Below are 26,798 nucleotides of genomic sequence, written 5' to 3'. Positions count from 1 at the left end.
GCGTGCAGGCTTAGCTGTTCAAACCGCCTTGCTGCCGACATCGCTCCGCGCCGTCGTGGCGGGCGCAGCGTTATGATCGATCGACTTCACGGGCTCGGGCTTTTCTGCAGTTTTCTCATCGTCCTGCATGCCCTTCTTGAACGCCTTGATGCCCTGCGCCACGTCGCCCATCAGGTCGGAAATCTTGCCGCGGCCGAACAACAGCAGGACGACTGCGATCACGACGATCCAGTGCCAAATGCTTAGCGAACCCATCCTGCAACCCTCCAAAACAAGTGGCCGGCGACCCGACCTAATCTGTCCGGAAAGTAGGCTCAGGAGGTGTCAAAAACAAGGACTTAGGCTGTGTTAAAACGCTGTTAACGTGGCGGAACGTTAACCGGTGACGACGTTGTGTCGCAGCCTCTTTGCGGGAATTAACTTCCGCCCTCGTTCTCCGGCTCGGCTGCGGGCGCCAGCGCCAGTTCCAGATCGCCGACCTCGAGCGGGTCCTCGTCCTCCCGCAACGCCGGGTCATCCGACGGCGTAGGCACGCTGAAGCCGGTCGGCAGGCGCGAATCCAACAGGCCCGTCCCTTTCAATTCCTCAAGACCCGGCAGATCGCCGAGCGCCTCGAGGCTGAACTGCGACAGAAAGGCTTCCGTGGTTCCAAAGGTGAGCGGACGGCCCGGCGTCTTGCGGCGGCCGCGCGGCCTGATCCAGCCGGTTTCCAAGAGCACATCCAGCGTCCCCTTGGAGGTGACGACGCCACGGATTTCCTCGATCTCGGCACGGGTCACCGGCTGATGGTAGGCGATGATCGCCAGCATCTCGATCGCCGCGCGCGACAGCCGCCGCGTCTCGGTCGTCTCCCGCGTCATCAGCCAGGACAGATCGCCAGCGGTACGGAACGTCCATTTATTCGCGATGCGAACCAGATTGACGCCACGCGAGGCGTAATCCGCCTGCAACTGCGCAAGCGCGACCTTGATGTCGACGCCGTCGGGCATCTTCTTGGCAAGGGTGGCCTGATCGAGCGGCTCGGAGGCGGCAAACAGCAGCGCTTCGAGAAGCCGCAGTTCCTCGGGCCGCGCTTGGGAATCGGGCGCGCGCTCCTCGGCATCGGCTTTGCGTTTTTCCGCCAGGCTTGCCATGGCAAGGTCTCCTTCTACTTACTCAGCCGACAGATCCGGCGCGGTCATCGCGCCGGAAGCTGGTTGCGGCGGACGCTTACGAAAATACAAAGGCGCAAAAGCCTCTTTTTGGTGCAGTTCCACCTCGCCTTCCCGCACCAGTTCCAGGGCGGCGGCGAAGCTGGAGGCAAAAACCGTCGCCTTTTGCGAGGGGTCGACCACGTAGTTCAAAAGATATTCGTCGAGACGGCTCCAGTCCTCGGCGATCCCGACCAGACGCTCCAGCGAGGCCCTCGCCTCGGCGAGCGACCACACCGTGCGCTTGGCCAGATGCACGGTTGCCAGCACGCGCTGCTGGCGCTGCGCGGCATAGGCGGTGAGCAGGTCGAACAAGGTCGCGGTGAACTTGGGATGCTTGATCTCGGCGATCTGCTCGGGATTGCCGCGCGGAAAAATGTCGCGCTGCAATTGCGGGCGATTCATCAGCCGGTTCGACGCTTCACGAATGGCCTCCAGCCGGCGCAACCGGTTGGCGAGCGCGGTTGCCATCTCCTCGGCACTCGGTCCGTCCGCGGTGGCGGGTTCGGGCAGCAATAAGCGCGATTTCAGGAAAGCCAGCCACGCCGCCATGACAAGATAGTCGGCGGCGAGCTCGAGGCGGATTTTCCGGGCCGCCTCGATGAACACCAGATATTGGTCGGCCAGCGCCAGAATCGAAATTTTGGCGAGATCAACCTTTTGTTGCCGCGCCAGCGCGAGCAGGAGGTCGAGCGGGCCCTCATAGCCCTCGACGTCCACGACGAGCGACGGTTCGTCGGACAGTTCGGCCGGCCGTCCCGTTTCAAATGACAAGATTTCCGCGGTCATGCGCCTATGGTTCCCGCCCGTTCGAGCAACACGTCCAATTCAGCCCGTGCCGCGCCCCGATCGAAGGCTTGCGCGCGTTTGCGCGACGCCAGCGCCCGCCGGGCACGATCCAGGGCCAAGCCCGCCAATTCGGGCGTTTCTGCCGCGACTTCACGCATTTCGTCGAGCTTGCCGTTGCAGTGCAGGACCATGTCACAGCCGGCGCTAAAAATAGCCCGGGTTCGCTCGGCGATCGATCCCGAGAGTGCGTTCATGGACACGTCATCACTCATCAACAAACCCTGGAACCCGATCACGCCGCGAATCACTTGATTGATGATTGTCGCAGAAGTCGTCGCCGGATGGGCGGGGTCGAGCGCGCTAAACACAACATGTGCGGTCATGGCCATGGGCAGGTCCGCCAGCGGTTGGAAAGCGGCGAAATCGGTCAATTCCAGCTCCATTTTGGGCGTATCGACCTGCGGAAGCCTGAAATGGGTGTCGGCGGTAGCCCTTCCATGCCCTGGAATATGTTTGAGCACCGGTAATATGCCGCCCTGCTCCAGCCCTTCCGTCACCGCGCGGGCGATTGCCGCGACCTTTTTGGGTTCGGTTCCATAGGCCCGGTTGCCGATTACGGCATCGGCTCCGGCAACCGGGACATCCGCCAGCGGCAAGCAGTCCACGGTAAGGCCGAGATCGGCCAGATCGGCGGCGATCAGGCGCGCGCTCAGGCGCGCCGCGGATAGACCAAGCGCCGGATCGATGTCGTAAAGCACCCCAAAGGCGGCTCCCGGCGGATAGACCGGCCAATGCGGCGGTCCTAGGCGCTGGACCCGGCCGCCCTCCTGGTCGATCAGGACCGGCGCCTCCGGCTCGCCAACCGAATCCCGCAATTCCCGAATGAGTGCCGTAACTTGACGCGGCGTCTCAATATTTCTCTTGAAGAGGATAAATCCCCACGGAAGCTGCGCGCGCAGAAAATCGCGCTCGTCGGCGCGGAGCGCCGGGCCGGATACGCCTGTGATGAATGCGCGCGTGCTCATGCGGCCGATTAGCCCGCGCATGGTCCAAGGGTCAAGGAAACGGCCACTAATTCCTTTGGACGACGCACTGCCCGCCGGCCGTCTTCAGGCTGCCGCAGAACTGCGCTGCCTCCTCGGAACTGTCGAACGGCCCCACCATGGCGCGGTAATAAACGCCCTTGTCGCCCAAATCGGCGCGCTTGATCACGGGACTGCGCGATCCCAGCACGGACGGGAACTTGCCCTGCAAAGCGCGATAGGAGGCCTGGGCGTCGGCCTCGTTCTTCTGCGAGGACACCTGAACGAGGTAGCTGCCGCCTCCGCCGCTCGGCGCGGTCTGGACCGGGTTTGTTGCGGCGATTCGGGTCGGAGGCGCAGCTGGGGCCGGTTGGCCGCCCGGCACCAGCGACAGCGGCCCATTGGCGCTCGCGTTGGCCGACGATGGCGGGTTGCGCGGCGCGGCGGTTGTTTTCGCTGTCGTGACCGGTTTTGCCCCCGGCGCTGCCGGTGGCGGCGGCGCGGCAGCAGCGGGCGTCGCGGCGCCATCGGGCTGGTCACCATGGACCGATAAGGTCTTTATCTTTCGCGGCTCGTTGTTGGGCAGGGTGCCGTTAGTTGCCAGCGCCGAACCGGTCGGCGCCACACTCGCCGCGGACGGCGGGTTGCCGTTCTGGTTCAGCGGCGGAAACACCACGCGGGGGCCGGCCTGACCGGCCCGGGAGTTGACGTCAACGGGGGCTTCCTCGCGCGGAACGATCTTCTCGGTGCCATCGCCGGCCGACATGCGGTCCGGCACCTTGGCGCTGCCGTCGGACGGCGCAGGCACGATCTTGGTCGGACCGGCGTCAGCCCGGATGATCGGCGGCTCGCCGCTGCGGGGTGTTCCGACATAGGTGCGATAGGCAAAGGCGGCGCCAGTCCCCACCACCGCCAGCGCCAGGACCACCACGACGGTGAACATGCCGCCGCGACGTTTCGGGGCCACCTCTTCGGCGCCGTCGTCATAGCCATCCTGATAGGTGTAAGGGTCGTCCGCATAGGCCTGCTGCGGCTGATGTTCCCCGGTGTCGAGCTGTCCGTAGAGTGCCTCGTCATAGCGCGAGGGATCGGCCTCGTGCTCGGCATCGTCGTAAGCCGGCTCCGGCTCATAGACCGGCTCGGGCGCGGCACGCGGCGTCGCGTAGCGCTGCAGCGGATGCACCGCGCTCGGATAATCCTGTTGCGGGACTTCGTGCCGCGGGATTTCCTGCCGCGGGATTTCCTGCCGCGGGATTTCCTGCCGCGGGATTTCCTGCCGATTGGCGCGCTGCATCCATGGTGGCGGGCCGGCGGGCGGAGGTTCGTCCGGCTCGGCCTGCGGCGGCTGATCTTCGTAAGCATCGCGTTCGTAAGCGTCGCGCTCGTAGGGATCGCGGGCAGCCGTGCGCGAAGGGGCCGGCTGATTGGCGCGGCCCGTGGTGCCGAACGGGTCGGTCTGACCGATTAGCCGTGCAAGTTCGGCCAAAGGATCGCTCTCGCCCCTGGCAGGGGCACGCGGATCGCCGCCGCGGTCGTAACCGTCGTCCGCGGGGAAAGGTCTGTCCTGATACCGATCAGCCATCGTGATGATGCGTCCCCTTCGGGAAAGCTTGCCAATTCACTCTTCCGAGCGACCCAGCCTGTGCCAGATACCCCCACAGATCCCCATGTGAGCGGTATAAATGCCCCTAACTACCGCATCTCGTCCGGAGCATTGACGCCCAAAATGGCCAAACCCGATGCCAGGACCGAGACGACGCCTTGGACCAACGCCAGTCGCGCCTTTGTGATCTCTGCATCATTATTGATAATGAAGCGTAAATAGGGCAAATCGCGGCCCCTCGTCCACAGCGCATGAAATTCGCTGGCGAGATCATACAGATAAAAAGCGATTCGGTGCGGCTCATGTGCAAGAGCCGCCGCCTCGACGATCCGGGGGTAGAGCGCAAGCCGCCGCAGCAAATCGAGCTCCGCCGGATCGGTCAGCCGCTCGACCGGGGCGTTGGCGAGGAAGGCCGCCCTCGCGGGGGCCTCCTCCGGCAGGTCCGGCACCACCTCACGGGCGTTGCGGAACACCGAATGGCCGCGGGCGTGGCCGTACTGGACGTAGAACACCGGGTTCTCGCGCGACTGCTCGATCACCTTGGCGAGGTCGAAATCCAGCACCGCATCGTTCTTGCGGTAGAGCATCATGAAGCGGACGGCATCCTTGCCGACCTCGTCGACCACCTCGCGCAGGGTGACAAAATCGCCGGAGCGTTTTGACATCTTTACCGGCTCGCCGTTGCGCAGCAGTTTTACCAATTGCACGATCTTCACATCGAGCGCGGCTTTGCCCGCGGTGACAGCCTTGATTGCCGCCTGCACGCGCTTGATATAGCCGCCATGGTCGGCGCCCCAGACGTCGATCATGTCGGTGAAGCCGCGATCGAACTTGTTCCTGTGATAGGCGATGTCGGAGGCGAAATAGGTGTAGGAGCCATCGGACTTCAACAGCGGCCGATCGACATCGTCGCCATAGGCAGTGGCGCGGAACAATGTCTGCTCGCGGTCCTCGTAATCCTCGACCGGCGCCCCCTTCGGCGGCGGCAGACGGCCCTCGTAAACGTCGCCTTTGGAACGAAGATAATCGACGGTTTCGGCGACGCGGTTATTCCCGCTTTCGATCAGCGACCGTTCGGAGAAGAACACATCGTGCTTGATGTTGAGCGCGGCGAGATCGCCCTTGATCTCGTCCATCATCATCGCAATCGCCTTGCCGCGCGCCAGCGGCAGCCACGCGGATTCCGGCATCGTCAGGAGCTTGTCGCCATATTGGGCGGCCAGCGCCTGCCCGACCGGCTTCAGATAGTCGCCGGGATAAAGCCCTTCCGGAATCTCGCCGATGGCCTCGCCGAGCGCCTCGCGATAGCGCAAGTAAGCCGAGCGCGCGAGCACATCGACCTGGGCGCCGGCGTCGTTGATGTAATATTCCCGCGTCACGTCGTAGCCTGCAAACGTCAGCAGCCCAGCCAGCGCGTCGCCGAACACCGCGCCGCGGCAATGGCCGACATGCATCGGTCCGGTCGGATTGGCGGAGACATATTCGACATTGACCTTTTGGGCCGCACCCAATGAGCTTCGTCCGTAGCTCTCGCCCTCGCCGAGCACCGTCTGCAGCGCATCCGACCAGGCCTTTGGCTTCAAGGTCAGGTTGATAAACCCGGGACCGGCGACATCGACGGAAGCGATCAAATCATCGGCGCGCAATTTGGCCGCGATCGCTTCGGCGAGATCGCGCGGTTTTGTCTTTGCCTCTTTTGCCAGCACCATCGCGGCGTTGGTCGCCATGTCGCCATGACCGGCGTCGCGCGGCGGCTCGACCACCACGCGGGATAGATCGATGCCCGCGGGCCAGCCGCCTTCGGCGGCCAGCGCGCCGCATACCGCGTGCACGCGGGCGAGCACATCGGCAAACAGGTGCGGCGCTGGGGTTTTGTCGACCATGGCTAAGACTTAAGACCGGAAATTGCGCCGACGTCGCGGCTTTGAGGCCGCCGCCTAACGCAAATCCGGGGTCGAGTCAAAAAGCCTTTGGTGTTCGGTGATGGCAAAGCGGTCCGTCATCCCCGCGATAAAATTGCCGATCCGCCGCGCCCGCTCGGTCTCGGCGGTGCCGCCGGCCGGCGGCAGCCATTCGGCCGGCAGGTCCGAAGGCGTCTTCTGATAGCGCGCGAACAGGTCGAACAGGATCGCTTCCGCTTCCCCCATCACCCGCATCACCCGCTCGTGCCGGTACATCCGCAGTTTCAGGAACGACTTGATCTCGGCCTCGGCCTCCGCGACGCCTGAAGGAAACGCGATCAGCACCTCGCCATGGTTGCGGACATCGTCGACCGATTTCGGCCGGGCTATTTCCAGGCGCCGCCGCGATTCCGAGAACACCCCGCCGATCAGATAGGAAATCAGTTCGCGCACCAGTTCCGCGCCGCGCCTGTTATCATCGAGAGCGGGATAATGCCGGTCGATCTCGGCGATCATTTCGGCGGTCAGCGGCATCACCTTGAGATCGTCGACGCTAAACAGGCCCGCCCGCAGGCCATCGTCGATGTCATGGGCGTCATAGGCGATGTCGTCGGCGATCGCCGCGACCTGGGCCTCGAGCGAAGCAAAGCTCCATAATTCCAGGTCGTAGGTCGCGTTATATTCGGAGATGGCGACGGGAATGCCGTGCTCGCGATAGCGCCCGACCGCGGTGCCGTTTCGCGCGGTCAGCGGACCGTTGTGCTTGACGATGCCCTCCAGCGCTTCCCAGGTCAGATTGAGGCCGTCGAAACCGGGATAGCGATGCTCCAGCGCCGTGACGACACGGAGCGTCTGGGCGTTGTGGTCGAAACCACCATGGGCGTGCAGACAGGCGTCGAGCGCCCGCTCGCCGGCATGGCCGAACGGCGGATGGCCGACATCATGCGCGAGCGCCAGTGTTTCCGTAAGATCCTCGTCGAGCCCTAGCTGGCGGGCGAGCGCCCGGGCGATCTGGGCCACTTCCAGCGAATGGGTCAGCCGGGTGCGGTAGTGATCGCCCTCGTGGAACACGAACACTTGCGTCTTGTGCTTTAGGCGGCGGAACGCCGTGGAATGGATGACCCGGTCGCAATCGCGCCGGAACGGGCTCCGGGTCCGGCTCGGCGGCTCCGAAAACAGCCGTCCGCGGCTGCGATCGGGGTCGCAGCCATAGGGGGAGCGAGCAGCAGCCATTCCGACCGACACAGCGATTTAGTCCCTATCCATTTGATTCTGCTCTACGGTGCACTTAACTATGCCGGGCGCGCCAGACCAAATGAATTGGGGATGACGCGCCCGATATTGGAGACCTTGCCATGACCACCGCAGTCAGCATCAGCGAGAGAGCGGCCCGCCGTATCTCCGAAATCCTTAAAGTCGAGGGCGAGGGCGCCATGCTGCGGATCAGCGTCGAGGGCGGCGGCTGCTCGGGTTTTCAATACAAATTCGACATCGAGCGCGCGCAAGCCGAGGACGACCTCGTGATATCGAGCGAAAATGCCGTGGTGCTGGTTGATCCGGCCTCGGTGCCGTTCCTGGCAGGCTCCGAAGTCGATTTCGTCGACGACCTGATCGGCGCCTCCTTCCGCGTCGTCAATCCCAACGCCACCGGCTCCTGCGGCTGCGGCACCAGTTTCTCGATCTGAGCTCGCGCACAAGGCATGCTCAAGCCATGCTGATGACGAAGCGCAAACCGGCAAGCGTCGGTGAAATCCTGGTTCAGGAATTCATGGAACCGATGGGATTGACGCAAGCCGTGTTGGCCGAGGCCATGGGCGTGCAACGGAAGCACGTCAATGAGCTCTGCAACAACCGGCGGGCCGTGACCGCGCCGACTGCGCTCATCCTTGCTCGCGTATTCGGTAACAGCCCGGACTTCTGGCTGAACGTCCAGCGACGCAACGATTTGTGGGAGGCCATGCATTCGCCGCGTGAACTGGAGCGGATTAGACGCGCCCGCCCGCTGGGAGCAGCTGCGTGAGCCCAGAATCGGAAACGTCTAGAAGTCGAATGGAAAACCACTGATGCGCATTGCCACCTGGAACGTCAATTCGATCCGGCAGCGGATCGAGCCGCTTCTCGCCTGGCTGAAGGATTGCTCGCCCGACATTGTTTGCCTGCAGGAGACAAAATGCGTCGACGAGGCGTTTCCGCGGCTTGAGATCGAATCGCTCGGCTACAACGTCGTCACCCACGGCCAGAAGACGTTCAACGGCGTCGCGCTGCTGTCAAAACTGCCATTCGACGAGACCAAATCGGGCCTCGCCGGTGACGACGAAGACTCCCACGCCCGGTTTATCGAGGGCGTGGTCCCACTGAAGCGCGGCGTGCTTCGGGTCGCCTGTCTCTATTTGCCCAATGGCAACCCGCCGAATACGGAAAAATACCCCTATAAACTCAAATGGATGTCGAGACTTCTTGAGTATTCGAAGGAGCGGCTTATGGCGGAAGAACCGCTGGTGCTGGCGGGAGATTTCAACGTCATCCCGAAGGCCGAGGACGTCTATAACGCGCCGGCCTGGGTCGGCGATGCCCTGTTTCGGCCCACCACCCGTGAAAGCTTCCAGTCGCTGCTGGGCTTAGGCCTCACCGATGCGCTCCGCGCCGTCACCGACGCGCCCGGCCAGTATACGTTCTGGGATTATCAGGCCGGCGCCTGGCAGAAGAATCAGGGATTGCGCATCGATCATCTGTTGATGTCGCCGCAGGCGAGCGACCGGCTGATCGATGTCGGGATCGATAGTTACGTGCGGGCCTGGGAAAAGCCGTCGGACCATGTGCCGGTGTGGGCGGATCTCGATCTCGAGGCCGCGTGACGCCTCAATCCCGCCGGCCCTGCACCCAGTGCTCGAGCATCTGCAGCGCCATCGCGCGGTCGTCCTCGGACGCCTTAGCGATCGCCTTGTTGTAGCTTTCCTTGATCCAGGTCTCGTCCGGCGCGGCGCTGTCGCGCGCCAGCGTCAGCCACATGAGGCCGCGCGCTGCCTGGCGCGGCAACTGGTCGCCGTTGAACAGCATCTGGCCGAGCAAGGCCTGCGCCTGGTGCTGGCCCTTTTGCGCCGCAAGCCCGAGCCAGCGCGCGCCATAGCGGAAATCATCCCGCGAGGTGCCGGCACCGTGCAGATAGAGCCGCGCCAGATCGTATTGCGCGTCGGCATTGCCGAAATAAGACGCAGCATAGGAGAACATCTCCCGCGCCCGCTCCGGATCGGATTTCACCTTCGAGTTGGGGATGCCATTGAGGTAATACCGCCCGAGCGCGACAAAGGCGTTGGCGACGATCGCGGCCTGCGGCGCCGACGGGCTGTCCTCGGCATGCGCATTGGCGATGCGGCTGAAATATTCAAACGCACGCAGATCGTCCTGGGCGACGCCGTCACCATCGGCATACATCCGGCCCAATTTCCATTGCGCGACGGGATGACCGCCTTCGGCGGCATATTGCAACGAGGTCAGCGAGGTGGTGTCGGGCGCGGCCGGGGCAATGACCTTCTTCAGCGCGGCGGCGGCGCCAGCGCCAGGCTGAGCTGAAACGACGGGGATCGTGGCATCCTGGGAGGCGGCGGGCGCGCCGTCGAAGGCGAATCCGGGAGCCGCCACCGGCGCGGCTAAAATCAACGCAAAAATGGCACGCCTAGATATCCGCATAACACTGTTTCTCGTGCGACCCGCCCGGATGGGTTACAGCGCCATCTACCGCCGGCCCCACCTGTTGGGCATATTTCCAAAGTGCACCTGATGTATGATTGGTCGCGCGAGGCTTCCATTTGGTCTTGCGCTCAGCCAACTCAGCATCGGTCAACTTTACGTTAAGAGTCCCGACCACGGCGTCGATCTCGATGATGTCTCCATCCTGCAACTGCGCGATCGGCCCGCCCACCGCCGCCTCCGGCCCGACATGGCCGATGCAGAAGCCGCGGGTTGCCCCGGAAAACCGGCCGTCGGTGATCAGCGCGATCTTGCCGCCCATGCCCTGCCCGGTCAGCGCCGCCGTGGTCGAGAGCATCTCGCGCATCCCGGGACCGCCGCGCGGCCCCTCATAGCGGATCACGATGACCTCGCCCTCTTTGTAGGTCCGGTTGCGGACCGATTCGAACGCATCCTCTTCGCAATCGAAGCAGCGGGCCGGTCCGGTAAATTTCAAATTCGACATACCCGCGACCTTCACGATCGCGCCCTCGGGCGCAAGATTCCCCTTCAAGCCGACCACACCGCCAGTGACGGTGATCGGCTTGTCGGCGGACCGCACCACATCCTGGTGCGGATTCCATTTCACGCTCGTGAGGTTTTCAGCGATCGTGCGGCCGGTGACGGTAAGGCAATCCCCGTGCAAATGGCCGTTGTCGAGCAGCGTCTTCATCAGAAGCGGTATGCCGCCAGCTTCGAACATGTCTTTGGCAACATAACGGCCACCGGGCTTCAAATCCGCGACATATGGTGTCTTTTTGAAGATTTCGGCGACATCGAACAAATTGAATTTAATCCCGCATTCATGGGCGATCGCGGGCAGGTGCAGCGCAGCATTCGTCGACCCGCCGGAGGCGGCCACGACAGCGGCGGCGTTTTCCAGCGCCTTCCGCGTGACGATGTCGCGCGGGCGGATATTGGCAGCGATCAGCTCCATCACCTTCTCACCCGCGGTCATGCAGAAGGCGTCGCGGATTTCGTAAGGCGCGGGCGCGCCGGCCGAATAGGGCAGCGCCAGTCCAATGGCTTCGGACACCGTCGCCATGGTGTTGGCGGTGAATTGTGCGCCGCACGCGCCGGCCGACGGGCACGCCACCCGCTCGATTTCGTCCAAATCAGCATCCGACATCTCGCCGACCGAATGCTTGCCGACCGCCTCGAACATGTCCTGCACGGTGACCTGCTGGCCCCGGAAATTGCCGGGCAGGATCGAGCCGCCATAGATGAAGATCGAAGGCACGTTGAGCCGGACCATCGCCATCATCATGCCCGGCAGCGATTTGTCGCAGCCGGCGAGACCAACCAGCGCGTCGTAGGCATGGCCGCGTATGGTCAATTCGACGGAATCGGCGATGCATTCGCGCGACGGCAGCGATGAGCGCATGCCGTCATGGCCCATGGCGATGCCGTCGGTGACGGTGATGGTGCAGAATTCCCGCGGGGTGCCGCCGGCCGACACTACGCCCTTCTTGACCGCCTGGGCCTGGCGCATCAGCGCGATATTGCACGGCGCGGCCTCGTTCCAGCACGATGCAACACCCACAAATGGCTGGTGAATCTGCTTGGTGGTCAGCCCCATGGCATAGAGATAGGAGCGATGCGGCGCCCGCTCCGGGCCCTCCGTCACATGACGGCTCGGCAGTCTCTTCTTGATGCTGGTCTTGGCGTCCATCGCGAACCTGTTTCCCCAGCCATCTCTTGTTAGTCCCGGAAAAAGCAGATCCTGGAAACGACAGGATTTTCCTTCGCCTTCGCGAGCGCCGTGGCCGTCAGCCTACGAAAGATGATTTCATTGAGGGGTGTGGCTAAATAGCGGCGCATGCAAGAGTTTGCCGGTGTGAGGGTTAAATGTTCACTGAGTGTTGCGAGTAAGCAACAATCGTGGCCTTGCGGCAACCATTTGCTATGGGATCTAGGAAGCCGGCGGCGCCAAGCAAAGAGGGCCAGTCACCCCTGACCGGCCCTCGCATCAGCAACTTCTCGCGAGATCAGTGGCCGGCGGGCGCCGAATAGCCGCCGCTGTAATAGCCGCCATAGCCGTAGCCCGGCCACTCCGGTTGAGGCGCGGGTTCCACATACGCATTGCTGTGGCGGAACTGCGCGGTCGCGGTGATCCGGTGATGGGTTTTGCCCTGGTGCTCGGAGGCCGCGGCGAACTGGACAGTGGAAAAGGCAATCAGCACTGAACCGGCAATCGTCAAAATCTTCTTTTGCATTTTGTTCTCCCTTGATCAGCCGCGTTCGCGAAGCGTGACACGCTGCGCATCCCGCGTTTGGTTCAGGCGAGATAGCCATTGAAGACGACGGTTATTACCGAGCGCGCCATCACGAAGCGGCGAGCAAATTCTTTGGTCAAAAATTTTTTCGGCTAGATATTCATCACGCTAGGCCGCGCCGGGGGCGACCGGCAGCCGGTCGATCGCCCGGATGCCGGGCCGCTCGCGGAACCTGATTTCCTTCTCACCCACCGCAAGCGTCAATTCGGGCCAGCGCTGCAACAGCGATTTCAATGCACACCTGCCCTCGATGCGCGCGAGCTGATGACCGAGGCAGAAATGGATTCCGGTGCCGAAGGCGATGTGCCGGTTCGGCTTGCGCTGCAAATCGAGCTGCTCGGGGTGGGGATTAGCTTGCGGATCCATGTTGGCCGCTGCCAGCATCACCATGATCCTGTCGCCCTTCCGCAGCTTGACGCCGCCGAGTTCGACATCCTTCCGCACATAGCGCGGCTTTGTAAATTGCACCGGCGTGATAAAACGCAGAAATTCCTCTACCGCGAGATCGGCGCGGCTCCAGTCCTCTTCGAGCCAGTCGCGCAATTGCGGATTTCTCAGAAGCTCGAACACCGATCCACTGATCAGATGCGTGGTGGTCTCGTGCCCGGCCAGCAGCAACAAGAACACCATCGATACGATTTCATTGGGGCTGATGCGTCCGCCCTCCTTCTCGACCCGCACGATCTCGGCGATCAACCCTTCCCCGCCGTGCGCGCGAACGGTCGCGAGGTGCTGCTCGAGATAGCGCTTCAGCGCATAGAGATTCGGCATCGCGAACAGGAACCCGATCGCGCCGGTGAAGCGGGTGAAGCCTGACGCCCAGGCCATGAATTTTGGCCGGTCGGCCAGCGGCAGCCCGAGCAGTTCGCAGATCACCGACAGCGGCAGCTTGCGCGCATAGCGCTCGACGAGATCGGCCGGGGTCCCTTCCGCAAACAGTTCATCGGCGAGCTCATGGCCCAAGGCTTGAATATGCGGCTCCATCTCGAGCACGGCGCGGCGGCGAAAGGCCTCGTCGACGATGTCGCGCAGGCGTTTGTGATCCGGTTCGTCCATCGACAGCATGCTGTTGGAGAGCGTGCGCACGATCGGCGGCATCCACCACTGAAGTCCGGCAAGGGTGCCGTCGTCCTTCCGCATGGCGAAGGTCTCGGTATCCTTCAGCACCCGATCGGCGAGCGCTTGCGTCGTTGTGGTCCAGACCTTGCCCATGAGGGGAAAGCGCACTTCCACCACGGGCCCGGCGGTACGGAGCTTTTCGACCGCGGCAGTGGGATCACGAAAATAGTCCTGACTGGCGAAGTCTGCCTGGAGCGTCATGGGCTACTCCTTCACGCACAAGCTGGGGAGTTCGCCATAGTAATTCCAGATCGGACGATTCGAAAACCTATAGGGAACCCATAAAGGCGTTTGCGGGCGTTAATGTTCGCCGGGACGCGCCGCAAGCCGACGTATCTTGGTTGCCGATATTTCCTCGGTGGCTTCGTCGAGAACGATCCGCTCGACGTTATAGCCGACGTCCCGGCCATAGAACACGTCGGTAATGTTGGGCAGCGCCACCACCACGAAGCGCCCGGCATAGGCGGAGAGCCCGGCCTCGATACGCTGCTTCACCGCAAAGAATGGCAACGGATTCTTTATATCGATGCCGTGGGTGTCGCGCACGGCGACGCAGACCTGGCCCACCCGCCGCAATCCCTCTTCGATCAGACGCTGATGACCGGGATGGAAGGGCTGATAGCGCCCGATGAACAAAGCAGTCGGCCGCTGCGGATCGAATGCCGGCCGAAGCTGCGCCAGCGCGTGCTCCGCCCAGTATTGCGGCGCCCCGTCGGCGGTGACGCGCAGGTCGAACCGGTCGGGCGCGACAAACATCCGGTTGGTGTCTTCAAATCGCCCAGCTTCGATCCGGTCGACCCAGATGACAAACGCGTCGCCAAAGGCCGCGCGCGTCTCCAATGTCGGACAAATGAAATCGGCGATCACCGTGCCGCCGGCCTCCACCACCCGATCGCACATCCAGCCCATGCGGCGGGCGTGCTCGACACGATCTTCGTGGCTGAAGCCGAGGTCGCGCGAGAGGTTGGCGCGCACCGCATCGGCGTTGAAGACGACCGCATTGAGTAGCGGCGCGAGCGCGGCGGAGAGCGTCGTCTTGCCGCTACCGGGCAGCCCCATGACGAGAATTTTGCGTTGCATTTTTTTGGACTTTGCTTTGACGGAATTGGCGGAGCACTCACCACGTATAGCGCACAACACCTTTGCCGGCATAACTCCGCGTCACATTGGAAAATTCGCCTTCGAAAGTGGCAGCCGCCGACCAGCCGTTGATCCATTTCATCTCGGCGGAAGCGGTGGTGAGCGCCGAGTCGCCCGCCTGTGCGGCGCCGCCCACGACGAAGGACGCACCGGGCAAGGCCTGGAAGGTGGCGGCGATGGTGCGATCCGGATTGTAGTCATGCGCCCAGGCAAGACGGCCGCGCAGGGTCAGAACGCCGCTTTGCATCGCGAAGGATTTGTCGGTGCGGAGGCCGAGTTCTGAGCGCGAGTCGGTGACGCTCTTCGAACCATAGGCCAAAGCAAATGCATTGGTGCCGGCGAGAACGGATTCTGCATAAGCCGGCAAATCGAAGGTCGTGAACTGGCCCGCCGCGTAAGGCGTGAGCCCGATGCCGCCCGTCCACGGCGTGACAAAACGATAACCGCTCTCGACACGGCCGGAGAAGGCGTTGGCGTTGAACTCCGCGTGCAAGCGGTCGAGGCCCGCGACCGTCACTGTGCGATCGGTGGTGATGTCCTGCCAGCCATAGGCGAGCGCGCCGGAGATATAGGCCGGTCCAACCGTATGCCGCACATAAGCGCCGGCCTGAAACAGGTCGGAGCGGCCGGTGCCGAGAGCATTCGCAACGGAAAAATTGGTGCCGCCGCCAGCAAGCGCAAAACCGGCGATGGTGTACGGCGAGAAACGATAATCGGCGCCGACTGCCGTGCCGTAGATACGGCTGGTGGCACCGTTCGATCCCAGCGTCGTATTGCCGTCGGTGGTTTGCGAGCCGCCAAAGCCTGCCGCCCACACGCTCCAGCGCTGCTCGAAGGAAGCAGTGGGCAGGGCCTTGGTATAGACAGCGGCATAGGCATCGCGTTCGCTCTTGCTGCGCTTCTTACTGTCGGCGGCGTAAGCGCTTGCCTCCCCCTCCTCCGCAAATCCCGTCGCACCCGACGCCGGGCTCGATGCTTCGCCCCGCCCGCCAACAAACGGATCGAGCAAGGTGCCCAAAAACTGCGTCATCGCACCAAAGGTGGTTTGCTGGTTGCCAGTAGCGTTCTCGCCGGAAAGCTGCGTCAACGCGTTGGGAAGATTTGTCACCGGCAAATTACCGAGTGCCAGGAATCCGGCCGGCAGCATGCCACTGCTGGCAAGCCCGTTATCGATCGCTTTCGCGATATTGACCTGATTGAGTGTGGCAGAATTGACCTGATTGAGTGTCGCAGAGGTCGGCAGCACAGCGGCGAACGAGCCGGAATCGACGGTGAGGAACACGTCATGCGCGTCCTCCGCCAGGCGTGGATTGCGCGCGAACGCCGTACCCACCAGCGAGGCCGATGAGAATGCGCCGTTGATGGTATTCGCGGTGAGAATGGTGAAGGTCTGGGTATGCGTGAACAGCGAGGACGCCGTCACCTGCACGGTGCCGCCGGTGAGCGTCGCGGCATTGCCGACTTTGACGAGACTATTGGTCCCTGAGGGCGTGATCACGGTCGCGAGGAAGCTACCGGAATTGAACGTGAGATTGCCGTTCACCTGCAGCGCGCCGATCGTGCCGGGCACGCCGCCCTGCACCGCGCCGCCGGCGTTGATGAAGACGCCGTTGGTCGTCGCAAGCGTTCCGGTGCCGCCAAGCGTGCCGCCGGCGTTCGCCGTCAGCGTATTGGTCGAGCTGAGGCTTCCCGTCACCGCGAGCACGCCGCTCTCGACCGTGACGGTGCCGCCGATCGTCGACGCGCCGCCCAAGGTCCAGGTACCTGACGCCTGCACGTCGAGGGTGTTGAAATTGATAAAATTATTATTGGCCGTGCCGGTGCCTTGCAAGATCAGCGCGCTGGTTGCCGCTGGGGTCGTGCTGCTCGCAGTGCCGTTCAGCACCGAGCCGGTCTGCAAGATCAGCGTGTGGGGGCCGTTGCCTTCGAATCGAACCGAATTCGTTCCCCCCGTGATGGTGCCGGCGTTGGTCACCGTGCCGGGGCCGCGGGAATAAACGCCAATGTTTCCCCCGCTGATCACACCCCCGGCCTGGTTGGTGGCGCTGCTGCCGAAGCTGGAATAAACGCCAATGTTTCCCCCGCGGATCACTCCCCCGGCCTGGTTGGTGACGCTGCCGCCGCTCTGGAGGTAAATGCCGAAATTATTCGTCCCCGTGATGCTCCCGGCGTTGGTCACCGTGCCCCTGCCGGTGATGACTACACCCCGGTAGTTCGCGCTGATCACACCCCCGGCCTGGTTCGTGACCGTGCCGCTCCCCAGAACGACGCCTATTTGATTCCCCCCAGTGATCGTGCCGGCGTTCGTCACCGTGGCGCCGTTGCCGACCACCGAAACGCCAACGTTCCCGCCATTGATCACACCCCCGGCCTGGTTGGTGACGCTGCCGCCCCCTCCCAGGAACACGCCGATGCTATTCGGGTTCGTCGCCGTGATGGTGCCGGCGTTGGTCACCGTGTCCGCGCCGAGGGGGCCACGATAAAAGTAAACACCACCGTACCACCCGCGGATCACACCCCCGGCCCGGTTGGTGACGATGCCGCCGCCCTGGAGGTAAATGCCGAAATTATTCGTCCCCGTGATGCTCCCGGCGTTGGTCACCGTGCCCTGCGATTGGAGATGGACGCCCGATGATTGGTTTCCCGTCACCGAGCCGTTGTTGGTCAGCGTCCATGGCGTGGCGTTGCTGCCATAGATGGCGTCGTAGAATACGGCGCTGGTGCGCGTCGTACCGGAATTGATAAGGAAGGGATTGTTGGCGGGGTTGAGGTTGTAGGTCGTATTCCCACTGGGGATCACAGTTTGCGCGCTCGCCGCGCTCGAGAGAGAGACGCCCAGCGCAAGCACCATGGAGGCCGCCGGAAGCGCGATGGCCGACGCACCGCTCAACAGCCGGGCGCGAATACGGCCAAGCGCGCCGCCGGAACGCGGCCGGGAGCTTACGGGGACAGCGAAACGGGGCTGGGACGTGGAGACAGCAGTGGTAGATCGAATGCTCGCGGCCCGAGAGCCAGATTCCAAAACCATGCCGCCTACCCGCCAGTCCGGCAGCAGGGATCCTGCCTCGCCCACCGTTGTTCTTTCACTATCGCAACGCCACCCCTGGACCAAGGGCATCCGACGTGGAGCGGGGAAAAGTCTCTCGGTGTGGCGACGGCGCAACAAGATGGAATTTTTTGCATGGAATTTACTTCGGACCTCATCCTGAGGAGCGGCGTGTTCGCCGCGTCTCGATGGATGGCCGCGAGTCCCTGTGTTGCCATCCTTCGAGACGCTTGCTTTGCAAGCTCCTCTGGATGAGGACCGCCCGATTCCTGAACCCTGCATGATTTTCGATTTGAACTTCCGCCGCGCGCGTGCTGCAACATCGGGCACAGCTTCAAATCCACCAAGCACGGTAATCTCCCGATCATGACGTCATCGCCAGCACAAGTTCCGCCTGCCGACGCGCCCTGCGCCTGCGGCAGCGGATTGCGGAACGTCCGCTGTTGCGGGCTCGACTGGAGCGTCGCGCCGGAGGCTACGCGGGAGACGCCTGAACTGGACCGCGCCCGCGCCGCGCTTGGCGCCGGCGCTGTGGCCGAGGCGACGCGGCTCCTGATCGATCTGCTTGAAAAATTTCCGCGCCATCTCGACGCGTTGCGATCGCTCTATCAGATCCGCAGCGCCGAGAACCAGGCGATGCCAGCGGAAGTTTTGCTCAACCGGATCGTGCGGCTCGATCCCAACGATCTTAGCGCCACGCAGGCGCTTGCATCGCTGCTGTTCGCCAAGGGCGCGCTGGCGGAGGCCGAGATCCACGCGCGCAACGCGGTGCGGCTTGCGCCGGCCGATGCCCAGTCGCACAATCTGATGGGCATGATCATGACCGAGGCGCACCGGCCCCAGGTCGGCGAATATCACTACCGCCGTGTGATGGAGCTGCTCGGCGCGTCGAACGCGATCCTCTCCGCCAATCTCGCGTGGAACCTGAAGAACCAGGGACGGATCGAGGAAGCGCGAAAGCTCTACGAAGCCTCGGTGCGGCTTGAGCCCAACGTGTTTCAGACCGTCTATGGCTGGGCGCAGATGGAGGAGACCGACCGCAATTTCGCCCGCGCCCGCGAATTGCTCGATGCCGCCGAACGGCTGTCGCCCGGCAACCGCACCGTGCGTTTGGCGCGCGCCGTGCTCCACGGCCGCACCAAGAATTTTCAGAGCGCGGTCGCCCTCCTCGACGAGATCGAGCGGTCGCCTGACGGCAACGGCCTGGGGCCGCTCGAATGGACCGAGAAGGGCCAGTTGCTCGACAAGATGGGGCGCTATCAGGAAGCGTTTGCGGCGTATGATTCCGGCAAGCGCACGCTGCGCGCGATGACCGGCCAGACCTATCTGGCCGACGAGGCGCGCGACCTGGTCGAGCGCCTTCGCGGCTTCTTCACCGCGAGCCGGCTGAGCATTCTGCCGCGCGCAAGCGTGCGCAACGACGTGGCGCAGCCGATCTTCATCGTCGGCTTTCCGCGCTCCGGCACCACCATGGTCGAGCAGACGCTCACCGCCCACCCGCGGATTTCGGCCGGCGACGAATTGCCGACCATCAACGAGCTCACCGCCATCATCCCGCGCATGCTCAACAGCCCGCTCGCTTACCCGGAGGCGTTCGCCGATCTCTGGCTCGGCGATCAGATCGAAGGCCTCGACAATCTGCGCGACTATTATCTGCAGCGCGCCCGCCAGCTCGGCGCCGTGCGCAAGGGCGCAAGCTGGTTCACCGACAAGATGCCGCTCAACGAGACCCATCTTGGGTTGATTGCCCTGATGTTTCCGCAAGCGCCGATCATCCATCTGCTGCGCCATCCGCTCGACGTCGTGCTCTCGGTGTTTTCCAATCATCTCACGCACGGATTTTACTGCGCCTATGATCTCGAAAGCATCGCGCGGCACTATGTGCTGGTCATGGGGCTGGTCGAGCACTACCGGCGCGAGATGACGCTGCGCTATCTGCCGGTTCGCTATGAAGACATCGTCGACGATCAGGAAAGTAATGTCCGCAAGATCATGAGTTTTGTCGGCGTGCCGTTCGATAAGCGCTGTCTCAACTTCCATGAAAACCGCCGCTATGCACGCACCGCGAGCTACGCCCAGGTGACCGAAAAACTCTACGACCGCTCGCGCTATCGCTATCGCGCCTATCTGAAGGAGCTGGCGCCGGTGATTCCGATTTTGGAGCCGGCGATCTACGCGCTCGGGTATACGATTGATTAGGGCTGTTCGTCTCCTGATCGTCATTGCGAGCGCAGCGAAGCAATCCATCGTGCCGCGTAAAGAAAGAATGGATTGCTTCGTCGCAAGTGCTTCTCGCAATGACGTGGAGATATACGTCCGCAATCTCACGACGCTTAGCGCCTGAGTTGTGCATGAACCTTTCGCCCAAAGAGGGCGCAGGGAATGCCGGGCGCCCGATGCGCCCGATAGCCGCGTGTGCAGAGGTAGAGGTAGAACGCACACGCGTTAGTCAGGTCACACCGGAATCACCCGGCACTCCCCGCGCAATGGTTTACGGCTTATTTCGTGCTCTCCCCGGCGACCGGGCTTTCTTGCCACCGTCGCCGGTGGAATTGCTTCCACCGACTTGACACCAGCGTCGGGGTGTCAGGACCACACGACTTCGCCGTCCGCTTGAGCGCTGTTCGTCAAGAGCGCCATCGCGTCCACCGCATCTCATTCCGCGTCCGTGACGATCGCGATACGCCCCTCGAGTGGAACGAGACGGGGGAGTTTTAAAAGTGATTTGGGTCAGATGCGAAGCGGAATATTTTTCGCAATGGGACTGGACGACCCAAATCACGTTGATCCGGTTCAACAAATTAGCGTTTTGGCGCAGGCCGCCGTAGCTCGTTGATTTGCCCGTCGGGCAAATCAGTTACGGCTGGGCGCACTCTCTCCCCGTCATTGCGAGGAGCGGAGCGACGAAGCAATCCAGCTTTCTGTGTCGCGGCACCAAAGCTGGATTGCTTCCGCCTTCGCTCTTCGAGCTACGGCGGACACGTCGCTTCGCTTCTCGCAATGACGGGGAGAGATCGGCGGACGCATCACCAAGTATACCGCACGGTGCCCTTGCCGGCGTAGGAGCGCGTGACATTGGAGAACTCGCCCTCGAAGGTCGCCGCCGCGGACCAGCCGTTCATCCATTTCATTTCGGCGGAAGCGGTGGTCAGGGCCGAGTCCGGCGCCTGCGCCGCGCCGCCAACGACAAAGCTTGCGCCCGGAAGCGCCTGGAAGGTCGCGGCGATATTGCGGTCCGGATCGAAATCATGCGCCCAGGCCAAACGGCCGCGCAGCGTCAGGATGCCGTTTTGAACGGCAAAGGATTTATCGGTGCGGATGCCCAGTTCGCTGCGCGTATCGGTCACGCTTTTGGCCGCATAGTTCAGCGCAAAGTTCGCTGCGCCCGTGACCACGCGCTCCGCATAGGCCGGCAGGTCGAAGGTGGTGAACTGGCCGGCGGCGTAGGGCGTGATGCCGACGCCGCCGATCCACGGCGCGACAAAGCGATAGCCGCCTTCGAGGCGCCCCGAATATGCGTTGGCGTTGAACTCGGCGCGCAGTTGATCGAAGCCGGCGATGGTCACGGTGCGATTGGTGGTGATGTCCTGCCAGCCATAGGCGAGCGCGCCCGAGATATAGGCATTACCGGCGGTGTGCCTGACATAGGCGCCGGCCTGGAACAGGTCCGACCTTCCCGAGCCGAGATTGTTGACGCTGAAATTCGTGCCGCCGCCCGCCAGCGCAAAGCCCGCCAGCGTGTTCGGCGAGAACAGATAGTCGGCGCCGACAGCGGTGCCGAAGATGCTGCTTCTTGTGTCGTTCGATCCAACGAGCGCATTGCCGTCGGTCGATTGCGAGCCGCCGAAACCGGCCGCCCACACGCTCCAGCGCGGCACGAAGGGCGCGGGCGGCGCCTTGGTGAACATCGCGAACGCATCGTTGCGCCGGCGTGCGGCATAGCTGCTCGCGCTCTCCTCCGCATAAGGCGTTGCCGACGCGCCGCCAACGCCATTGCCGCGGCCCATGAAGGGATCGGTCAAAAGGCCCAGGAACTGGCCCATCGCATTGAACGTGGTCTGCTGCGAGCCGGCACCGATTTCGCCGGAGGCTTGCGTGAGACCAGCCGGCGAGAGCGTACCGAACGCCAGCGGAATGCCGCCGGTGGTGTTGAAGAAATTGACGAGCGTATTGGCGACGTTCTGTTGATTGCCATTGAGGCCGCCGCCAAAATTTGGGGCCGAGGGCGGGGTGAAGTTCAGCGTCAGGTTGAGAAAGGCATCGTGGAAATCGTAGCTCAGGCTGCTCGAAAAGTTAGCAGGCAGGTTGGTGTTGACGAGCGAACCAAAGGTGCCGCTGACGCCGGCGGCGGTCAGGATCGTGTACTGCTTGGAGATGTAGCTGCCGTTGGCAAAAACCGCATTCACCGTGGCGCCGCCGAGCCCCGCGGTGCCCGAGACGCTGGTGCGTGCGGCCGCCGACGGCGTGACCTGCACCAGATAGACGGCGCCGGATTGGAATGCGAGGTTGCCGGTGACGGCAAGAACTCCGGTCGGATTGAAAGCATTGCCCGGCGCCAGGATGCCGCCGCCCGTGATGGTGGTCGGACCGACGGTGCCGGTGCCGCTCAACGTGGCGCCGGAATTGACGGTCGTGAGGCTCGATGTCGCGATCGAGCCGTCCACCACCAGCGTGCCGCCATTGACGAAGGTGGGATCGATATAGGTGTTGGCATTGGACAAAATCAGCGTGCCGGCACCGGTCTTGATCAGCGGGCCACCGAAATTGAAGTCGGCCACGACGCCGGAAAGCGTCAAGGTGCCCGCATCGACTTGGATGGTGCCGCCCGCCCCGGCGGCGAGAAAGATGGCTCGCCCGGCGGTAAAGCCGGCACCGGTCACCTCCAGCGTGCCGCCTGCAAAGAAAGCGGAGCCGGACGCATCGCCGAGATTGGCATCAGATGAGACACTGATCCTTCCTTGATCGATGATCGTTCCGCCTTGAAAAGTATTGGTGCCGGTGAGCGTCAGGGTGCCCGCGCCGGTCTTTATCACCTGCCCCGATCCGGTGATGACGTTGCTGACCGTGACGTTGGTCGCCTGCGCGAAATTCACTGAGCCCGTGACGCCAATGCCAATGTTGCCGGTGAGGCCAGAGGTCGCATTGGTGAAGGTCAGAGCGTTGATGCCGCCGGTAAAGGTGATGGCGTTGGCGCGGGTCGTGCCGTCACCCGCGAACCCGCCCGAAATGGTGCCGCTGTTGGTGATGGTGAGGCCTGAGCCGACGATGCCCGCAGCGCCGGCGCCAGCGCTGCCGTTGGTTCCCGCCGCGGCGCCGGCGGCGCCGCCGTTGCCGCCAGTAATCGAGCCGGAATTGATGAGCGTGCCGCTGCCGGTGAAATCGATGCCGATGCCGCCGTCGCCGCCATTGCCGCTTGTCGCGAAGACGATCGTGGAGTCGCCGCCCCTGCCGCCATTGCCGCCGCCGATCGCGCTGTTATTGGTGTAAGTGAAGCCGCTGCCATTGACGACGACACCATAGCCGCCCGCGCCACCGCCGCCGCCGCCGAAGAGGGCGCCGCCGCCGCCGCCGCCGCTGCCGCCGGCCACGGCTGCCGCATTGGTTGTCGTCGTCGTGACGACCGCGCCATGGGCGCCGCCGCCGCCGCCGCCGCCGCTGTCGCCGGCACCAGTCCCATTGACGCCAGCGGCGCCGGCCGTCGCGCCACCGGCGCCACCAGGCTGCGTGCTGCCGCCGAAGCCGGCGCCGCCGCCGCCGCCGATCGCGCCGGCGCCGCCGCCGCCACCGCCTGAACTACCCGTCCCGTTTCCGCCGGTCCCGCCGGTGCCGGTCGCCGATGTGACGCCGCCGGTTCCGCCGGGCGCGAGGCCGTCAGTCCCCCCCGCGCCGCCGCCGGCGAATGTCGGCCGCGATAAAAGTGCGAGCCAGCCGACGACGAGCAGAACGCTGCCCAGCGTGAAAGGCGACGACTTGTGAAAACAATGTGAGCGTGCCAAGCCGGACCCTGGCGGCAATCGCGCTGCCGCCCTCTTCGGCGCGCCGCGTCCGCGACAGGGCCAAATGCCCGAAAATTTCGACTTCATCCCGCAACCCCGGCCGCCGTTGCAGACGGACCTTCCTTGCGACACACCTGCCGATGCATCCGACTGTTTCGTAGCGGCTCCGAGGGTGGCCCGCCACCATCGAAGCGGACAAGGTGCGGGCTCCCGTATCGATTGTCCCCGGCTGTGCCAACCGTGCAACAGTTGATCGCCGATCGGAAGCGGCGCCTGCGCCGTGCCCACCGTTGGAGAAATACCGACCTCATCCTGAGGAGCTTGGGAAGCAAGCGTCTCGAAGGATGGACGCAACAATTGGACTCGCCACCATCCTTCGAGACGCGCGCAAGGCGCGCTCCTCAGGATGAGGTCTCTGAGACGCGCGCAAGCGCGCTCCTCAGGATGAGGTCTTGCCAGACCCTCATGGTGAGGAGCGCGGCAACGCCGTGCGTCTCGAACCATGTGGCCATCGGACTCGCGGCCATCCTTCGAGACGCGCGCAAGACGCGCTCCTCAGGATGAGGTCTTCTCGCGCGGCAACGTCGCGCACTCGAACCATGAAGCCATTGCTACTCCAGCCTCACATTGGCTGCCTTGATCATCGGCCACCATTTTGCGATTTCCGCCTTCTGCCAGGTGCCGAGCGCTTCCGGCGTGAGCTGATCCGCGGGCGGCATCTGCAATCCCAGATCTTCGAACTTCTTGCGCACCGCCGGATCGTTCAGGGCGTCGATGACCGCAGCGTTGAGTTTTGCGACGATGTCCTTCGGCGTGTTTTTCGGCACCCACAGGCCGGACCACAGCGTCATGTGGAATCCGGGGAGGCCCGCTTCGTCTGTCGTCGGAATGTCGGAGGCCGACTCCACGCGCTTGTCGTCGGTGACGGCATAGGCGCGGATGGTGCCGGCGCGGACCTGGGCGATGGAATTGGAGAGCTGATCGACAATGATATCGATCTGGCCGGCGACCAGATCAGTTAGCGCCGGCGCCGTGCCGCGATAGGGCACGAATTGCAATTTGATGCCGGTGACGTTCTCAAAGTAGAGCCCGGCGATGTGGCTTCCCGAACCGGCGCCGGCGGTGCCGGCGGTCGGCGGCGCGGGCCGCGACTTCAGCCAGGCCAGCAATTCCTTCAGCGATGTCGCGGGAACCGCGTTCTTGCTGACGATGATCATGGGATTGCTCGGCAGCAGCACCACCGGCTCGAGATCGGTCACGAGGTCGTAGCCGAGCTTGTAGATCGCACCGTTGGCGACGTTGGTGCCGAGATGGCCGAAGCCGATGGTATAGCCATCGGGAGCGGCGCGCACCACGCGCCCGACGCCGAGCGAGCCGCCGGCGCCGGTCACATTCTCGATCAGGATGGTTTCGCGAAGCGTTCGCTGCATCCGCTCGGCCAGAATCCGCGACATCGCATCGGAGGGTCCGCCGGCCGAGAACGGCACCACGATGGTGATGGGATGCGAGGGGAAATTTTGCGCGTGCGCATGGCTACCCGATATCAGCAAGGCCGCCAACGCCGCCAGAATTGCCCTTCGCATCACACCCTCCCGCAACGCCACACCGCTTTACTTCGCCCACCCAGCTAACTGACCTCATCCTGAGGAGCTTGCGAAGCAAGCGTCTCGAAGGATCGGCAACACAGGGACTCGCGGCCATCCTTCGAGACGCGCGCAAAAAGCGCGCTCCTCAGGATGAGGTCCTCAGAGTTTCGCATAATCGATGGGCGCGTGGCGATCGAGCGTGCGGGTGACCGGCGGCAGCGGGTATTTGAGGCCGGTCGCGCAGTTGAACAGCATCACGCGATCGCTCTTTGTCACCCGGCCGTCGGCAAGGCTTTGCTGGTAGGCGGCGTAAGTGGCCGCACCTTCCGGGCAAAGCAACAGTCCCTCCTCGCGCGAAACTTCGTTGAGCGCCGCGGAAATCTTCTCGTCGCTCACAGCAATGGCAAACCCCTTGCTCTCCCGCACCGCGCGGAGAATGAGAAAATCGCCGACTGCCTGCGGCACGCGGATGCCTGACGCAATGGTGTGAGCGTCCTCCCAGCGCGGCGCGTGCTCGGTGCCGTTCTCGAACGCGCGCACCATCGGCGCGCAGCCTGATGCCTGCACCGCGACCATCCGCGGCCGCTTCGAGCCGATGAAGCCGATGGCTTCGAGTTCGGCAAAAGCCTTCCACATGCCGATCAGGCCGGTGCCGCCGCCGGTCGGGTAGAAGATCACGTCCGGCACGTCCCAGCCGAGCTGTTCGGCAAGCTCCAGCCCCATCGTCTTCTTGCCCTCGATGCGATACGGCTCCTTCAAGGTCGAGGTATCGAACCAGCCGGCCTTTGCCTTGCCCTCGCCGACGATCTTGCCGCAGTCGTCAATGAGGCCGTTGACGCGATAAACCGTCGCGCCCTGCAATTCGATCTCGCTGACATTCACCTCCGGCGTATCGGCGGGACAGAAGATCGTGGTCTTGATGCCGCAGCTCGTCGCATAGGCCGCCAGCGCAGCACCTGCATTGCCGTTGGTCGGCATCGCCATGTGCTTGATGCCGAGCGCCTTGCCCATCGACACCGCCATCACGAGGCCACGCGCCTTGAACGAGCCAGTGGGAAGCCGCCCCTCGTCTTTCACGATGATCTCGCCGCCGCCGATTTTCCTGGCGAGTTTTGGCAGCCTTATCAGCGGCGTCGTGACTTCGCCGAGGCTGACGATGTCGGTGACTTTTCGAACCGGCAGCATCTCGCGGTAACGCCAGAGATCGGCCGGGCGTTCTTTCAGCGCATCTTTTGTCAGCGCTTTCTTCACGCCGGCGAGATCGTAGCGCACCAGAAGCGGCTTGCCGGCCTTGGAAAGATTATGGATCTGGTCGGCGGGATAATGATCGCCTTCCATCGCGCATTCGAGATGGGTCACGAATGTCGGCCGTTCGATCGTCAGATTGTCGTTGTCTTTCACGGA

General features: G+C 63.5%; 20 protein-coding genes. 4 read left to right on the top strand and 16 right to left on the bottom strand.

Annotation, left to right across the window (positions count from 1 at the left end; all coding sequences use genetic code 11):
- Nucleotides 1-18 precede the first annotated feature (18 nt).
- The 7 genes from B5526_RS36195 to B5526_RS36165 all read right to left on the bottom strand — a co-directional run bounded on the left by B5526_RS36195 (nt 19) and on the right by B5526_RS36165 (nt 7,750).
- Nucleotides 19-255, bottom strand: coding sequence for a twin-arginine translocase TatA/TatE family subunit (locus B5526_RS36195; protein ID WP_079544402.1), 237 nt, complete (start codon nt 253-255; stop codon nt 19-21).
- Nucleotides 256-416: 161 nt separating this feature from the next.
- Nucleotides 417-1,133, bottom strand: coding sequence for an SMC-Scp complex subunit ScpB (gene scpB, locus B5526_RS36190; protein WP_079544401.1), 717 nt, complete (start codon nt 1,131-1,133; stop codon nt 417-419).
- Between the two features lie 18 nt (nt 1,134-1,151).
- Nucleotides 1,152-1,979 carry a segregation and condensation protein A gene (locus B5526_RS36185; protein ID WP_079544400.1) on the bottom strand — a complete coding sequence of 276 codons (828 nt, stop codon included), beginning with the start codon at nt 1,977-1,979 and terminating at the stop codon, nt 1,152-1,154.
- Nucleotides 1,976-3,004: a beta-N-acetylhexosaminidase gene (nagZ, locus tag B5526_RS36180; protein ID WP_079545950.1), complete on the bottom strand. Its 1,029-nt coding sequence runs from the start codon at nt 3,002-3,004 to the stop codon at nt 1,976-1,978. The genes B5526_RS36185 and nagZ overlap by 4 nt, the downstream gene beginning before the upstream one ends.
- Nucleotides 3,005-3,050: 46 nt before the next feature.
- Nucleotides 3,051-4,583, bottom strand: a complete 1,533-nt coding sequence (locus tag B5526_RS36175; RefSeq protein ID WP_079544399.1) for an SPOR domain-containing protein — start codon at nt 4,581-4,583, stop codon at nt 3,051-3,053.
- A gap of 110 nt (nt 4,584-4,693) precedes the next feature.
- Nucleotides 4,694-6,487, bottom strand: a complete 1,794-nt coding sequence (argS, locus tag B5526_RS36170) for an arginine--tRNA ligase (RefSeq protein WP_079544398.1) — start codon at nt 6,485-6,487, stop codon at nt 4,694-4,696.
- Between the two features lie 54 nt (nt 6,488-6,541).
- Complete coding sequence (locus B5526_RS36165; protein WP_154071626.1) at nt 6,542-7,750, bottom strand: deoxyguanosinetriphosphate triphosphohydrolase; 1,209 nt, start codon at nt 7,748-7,750, stop codon at nt 6,542-6,544.
- A gap of 110 nt (nt 7,751-7,860) precedes the next feature.
- Here B5526_RS36165 and erpA point away from each other — a divergent pair, with 110 nt between their 5' ends.
- Genes erpA through xth form a run of 3 tightly spaced genes read left to right on the top strand, consistent with a single transcriptional unit; the run spans nt 7,861 to nt 9,360 of the window.
- On the top strand, nt 7,861-8,190 hold the full coding sequence (gene erpA / locus B5526_RS36160) for an iron-sulfur cluster insertion protein ErpA (protein ID WP_079544396.1): 330 nt from the start codon (nt 7,861-7,863) through the stop codon (nt 8,188-8,190).
- Between the two features lie 26 nt (nt 8,191-8,216).
- Nucleotides 8,217-8,525 carry a HigA family addiction module antitoxin gene (locus tag B5526_RS36155; protein ID WP_079544395.1) on the top strand — a complete coding sequence of 103 codons (309 nt, stop codon included), beginning with the start codon at nt 8,217-8,219 and terminating at the stop codon, nt 8,523-8,525.
- Nucleotides 8,526-8,568: 43 nt separating this feature from the next.
- Nucleotides 8,569-9,360 carry an exodeoxyribonuclease III gene (xth, locus tag B5526_RS36150; protein ID WP_079544394.1) on the top strand — a complete coding sequence of 264 codons (792 nt, stop codon included), beginning with the start codon at nt 8,569-8,571 and terminating at the stop codon, nt 9,358-9,360.
- A 4-nt stretch (nt 9,361-9,364) separates the two neighbouring features.
- Here xth and B5526_RS36145 read toward each other — a convergent pair whose 3' ends face one another.
- The 6 genes from B5526_RS36145 to B5526_RS36120 all read right to left on the bottom strand — a co-directional run bounded on the left by B5526_RS36145 (nt 9,365) and on the right by B5526_RS36120 (nt 17,617).
- On the bottom strand, nt 9,365-10,192 hold the full coding sequence (locus B5526_RS36145) for a tetratricopeptide repeat protein (RefSeq protein ID WP_079544393.1): 828 nt from the start codon (nt 10,190-10,192) through the stop codon (nt 9,365-9,367).
- Complete coding sequence (gene ilvD / locus B5526_RS36140; RefSeq protein WP_079544392.1) at nt 10,179-11,903, bottom strand: dihydroxy-acid dehydratase; 1,725 nt, start codon at nt 11,901-11,903, stop codon at nt 10,179-10,181. The genes B5526_RS36145 and ilvD overlap by 14 nt, the downstream gene beginning before the upstream one ends.
- Before the next feature lie 316 nt (nt 11,904-12,219).
- On the bottom strand, nt 12,220-12,447 hold the full coding sequence (locus B5526_RS36135) for a hypothetical protein (protein ID WP_079544391.1): 228 nt from the start codon (nt 12,445-12,447) through the stop codon (nt 12,220-12,222).
- A 168-nt stretch (nt 12,448-12,615) separates the two neighbouring features.
- The gene (locus B5526_RS36130) at nt 12,616-13,827 is read right to left on the bottom strand and encodes a cytochrome P450 (protein ID WP_079544390.1); all 1,212 of its coding nucleotides are present in this window, start codon (nt 13,825-13,827) and stop codon (nt 12,616-12,618) included.
- Between the two features lie 99 nt (nt 13,828-13,926).
- Nucleotides 13,927-14,706 (bottom strand): adenylyl-sulfate kinase, encoded by a 780-nt coding sequence (locus B5526_RS36125; RefSeq protein WP_244562150.1) that lies wholly within the window; start codon nt 14,704-14,706, stop codon nt 13,927-13,929.
- A 37-nt stretch (nt 14,707-14,743) separates the two neighbouring features.
- Entirely contained in the window at nt 14,744-17,617 is a 2,874-nt protein-coding gene (locus tag B5526_RS36120) for an autotransporter outer membrane beta-barrel domain-containing protein (RefSeq protein WP_079545945.1), read from the bottom strand.
- A gap of 561 nt (nt 17,618-18,178) precedes the next feature.
- Here B5526_RS36120 and B5526_RS36115 point away from each other — a divergent pair.
- Entirely contained in the window at nt 18,179-20,011 is a 1,833-nt protein-coding gene (locus B5526_RS36115) for a tetratricopeptide repeat-containing sulfotransferase family protein (RefSeq protein ID WP_079544389.1), read from the top strand.
- Nucleotides 20,012-20,838: 827 nt separating this feature from the next.
- Here the strand turns inward: B5526_RS36115 and B5526_RS36110 are convergent.
- The 3 genes from B5526_RS36110 to B5526_RS36100 form a co-directional block, all read right to left on the bottom strand.
- Entirely contained in the window at nt 20,839-23,808 is a 2,970-nt protein-coding gene (locus B5526_RS36110; RefSeq protein WP_244562149.1) for an autotransporter outer membrane beta-barrel domain-containing protein, read from the bottom strand.
- Between the two features lie 611 nt (nt 23,809-24,419).
- Complete coding sequence (locus B5526_RS36105) at nt 24,420-25,391, bottom strand: tripartite tricarboxylate transporter substrate binding protein BugD (protein WP_079544387.1); 972 nt, start codon at nt 25,389-25,391, stop codon at nt 24,420-24,422.
- Nucleotides 25,392-25,553: 162 nt separating this feature from the next.
- The gene (locus B5526_RS36100) at nt 25,554-26,795 is read right to left on the bottom strand and encodes a threonine synthase (RefSeq protein ID WP_079544386.1); all 1,242 of its coding nucleotides are present in this window, start codon (nt 26,793-26,795) and stop codon (nt 25,554-25,556) included.
- Nucleotides 26,796-26,798 lie beyond the last annotated feature (3 nt).

The sequence above is a fragment of the Bradyrhizobium lablabi genome (assembly GCF_900141755.1).
Taxonomy (GTDB): Bacteria; Pseudomonadota; Alphaproteobacteria; order Rhizobiales; family Xanthobacteraceae; genus Bradyrhizobium; species Bradyrhizobium lablabi_A.
This window is presented reverse-complemented; position numbering and strand designations above follow the sequence as displayed.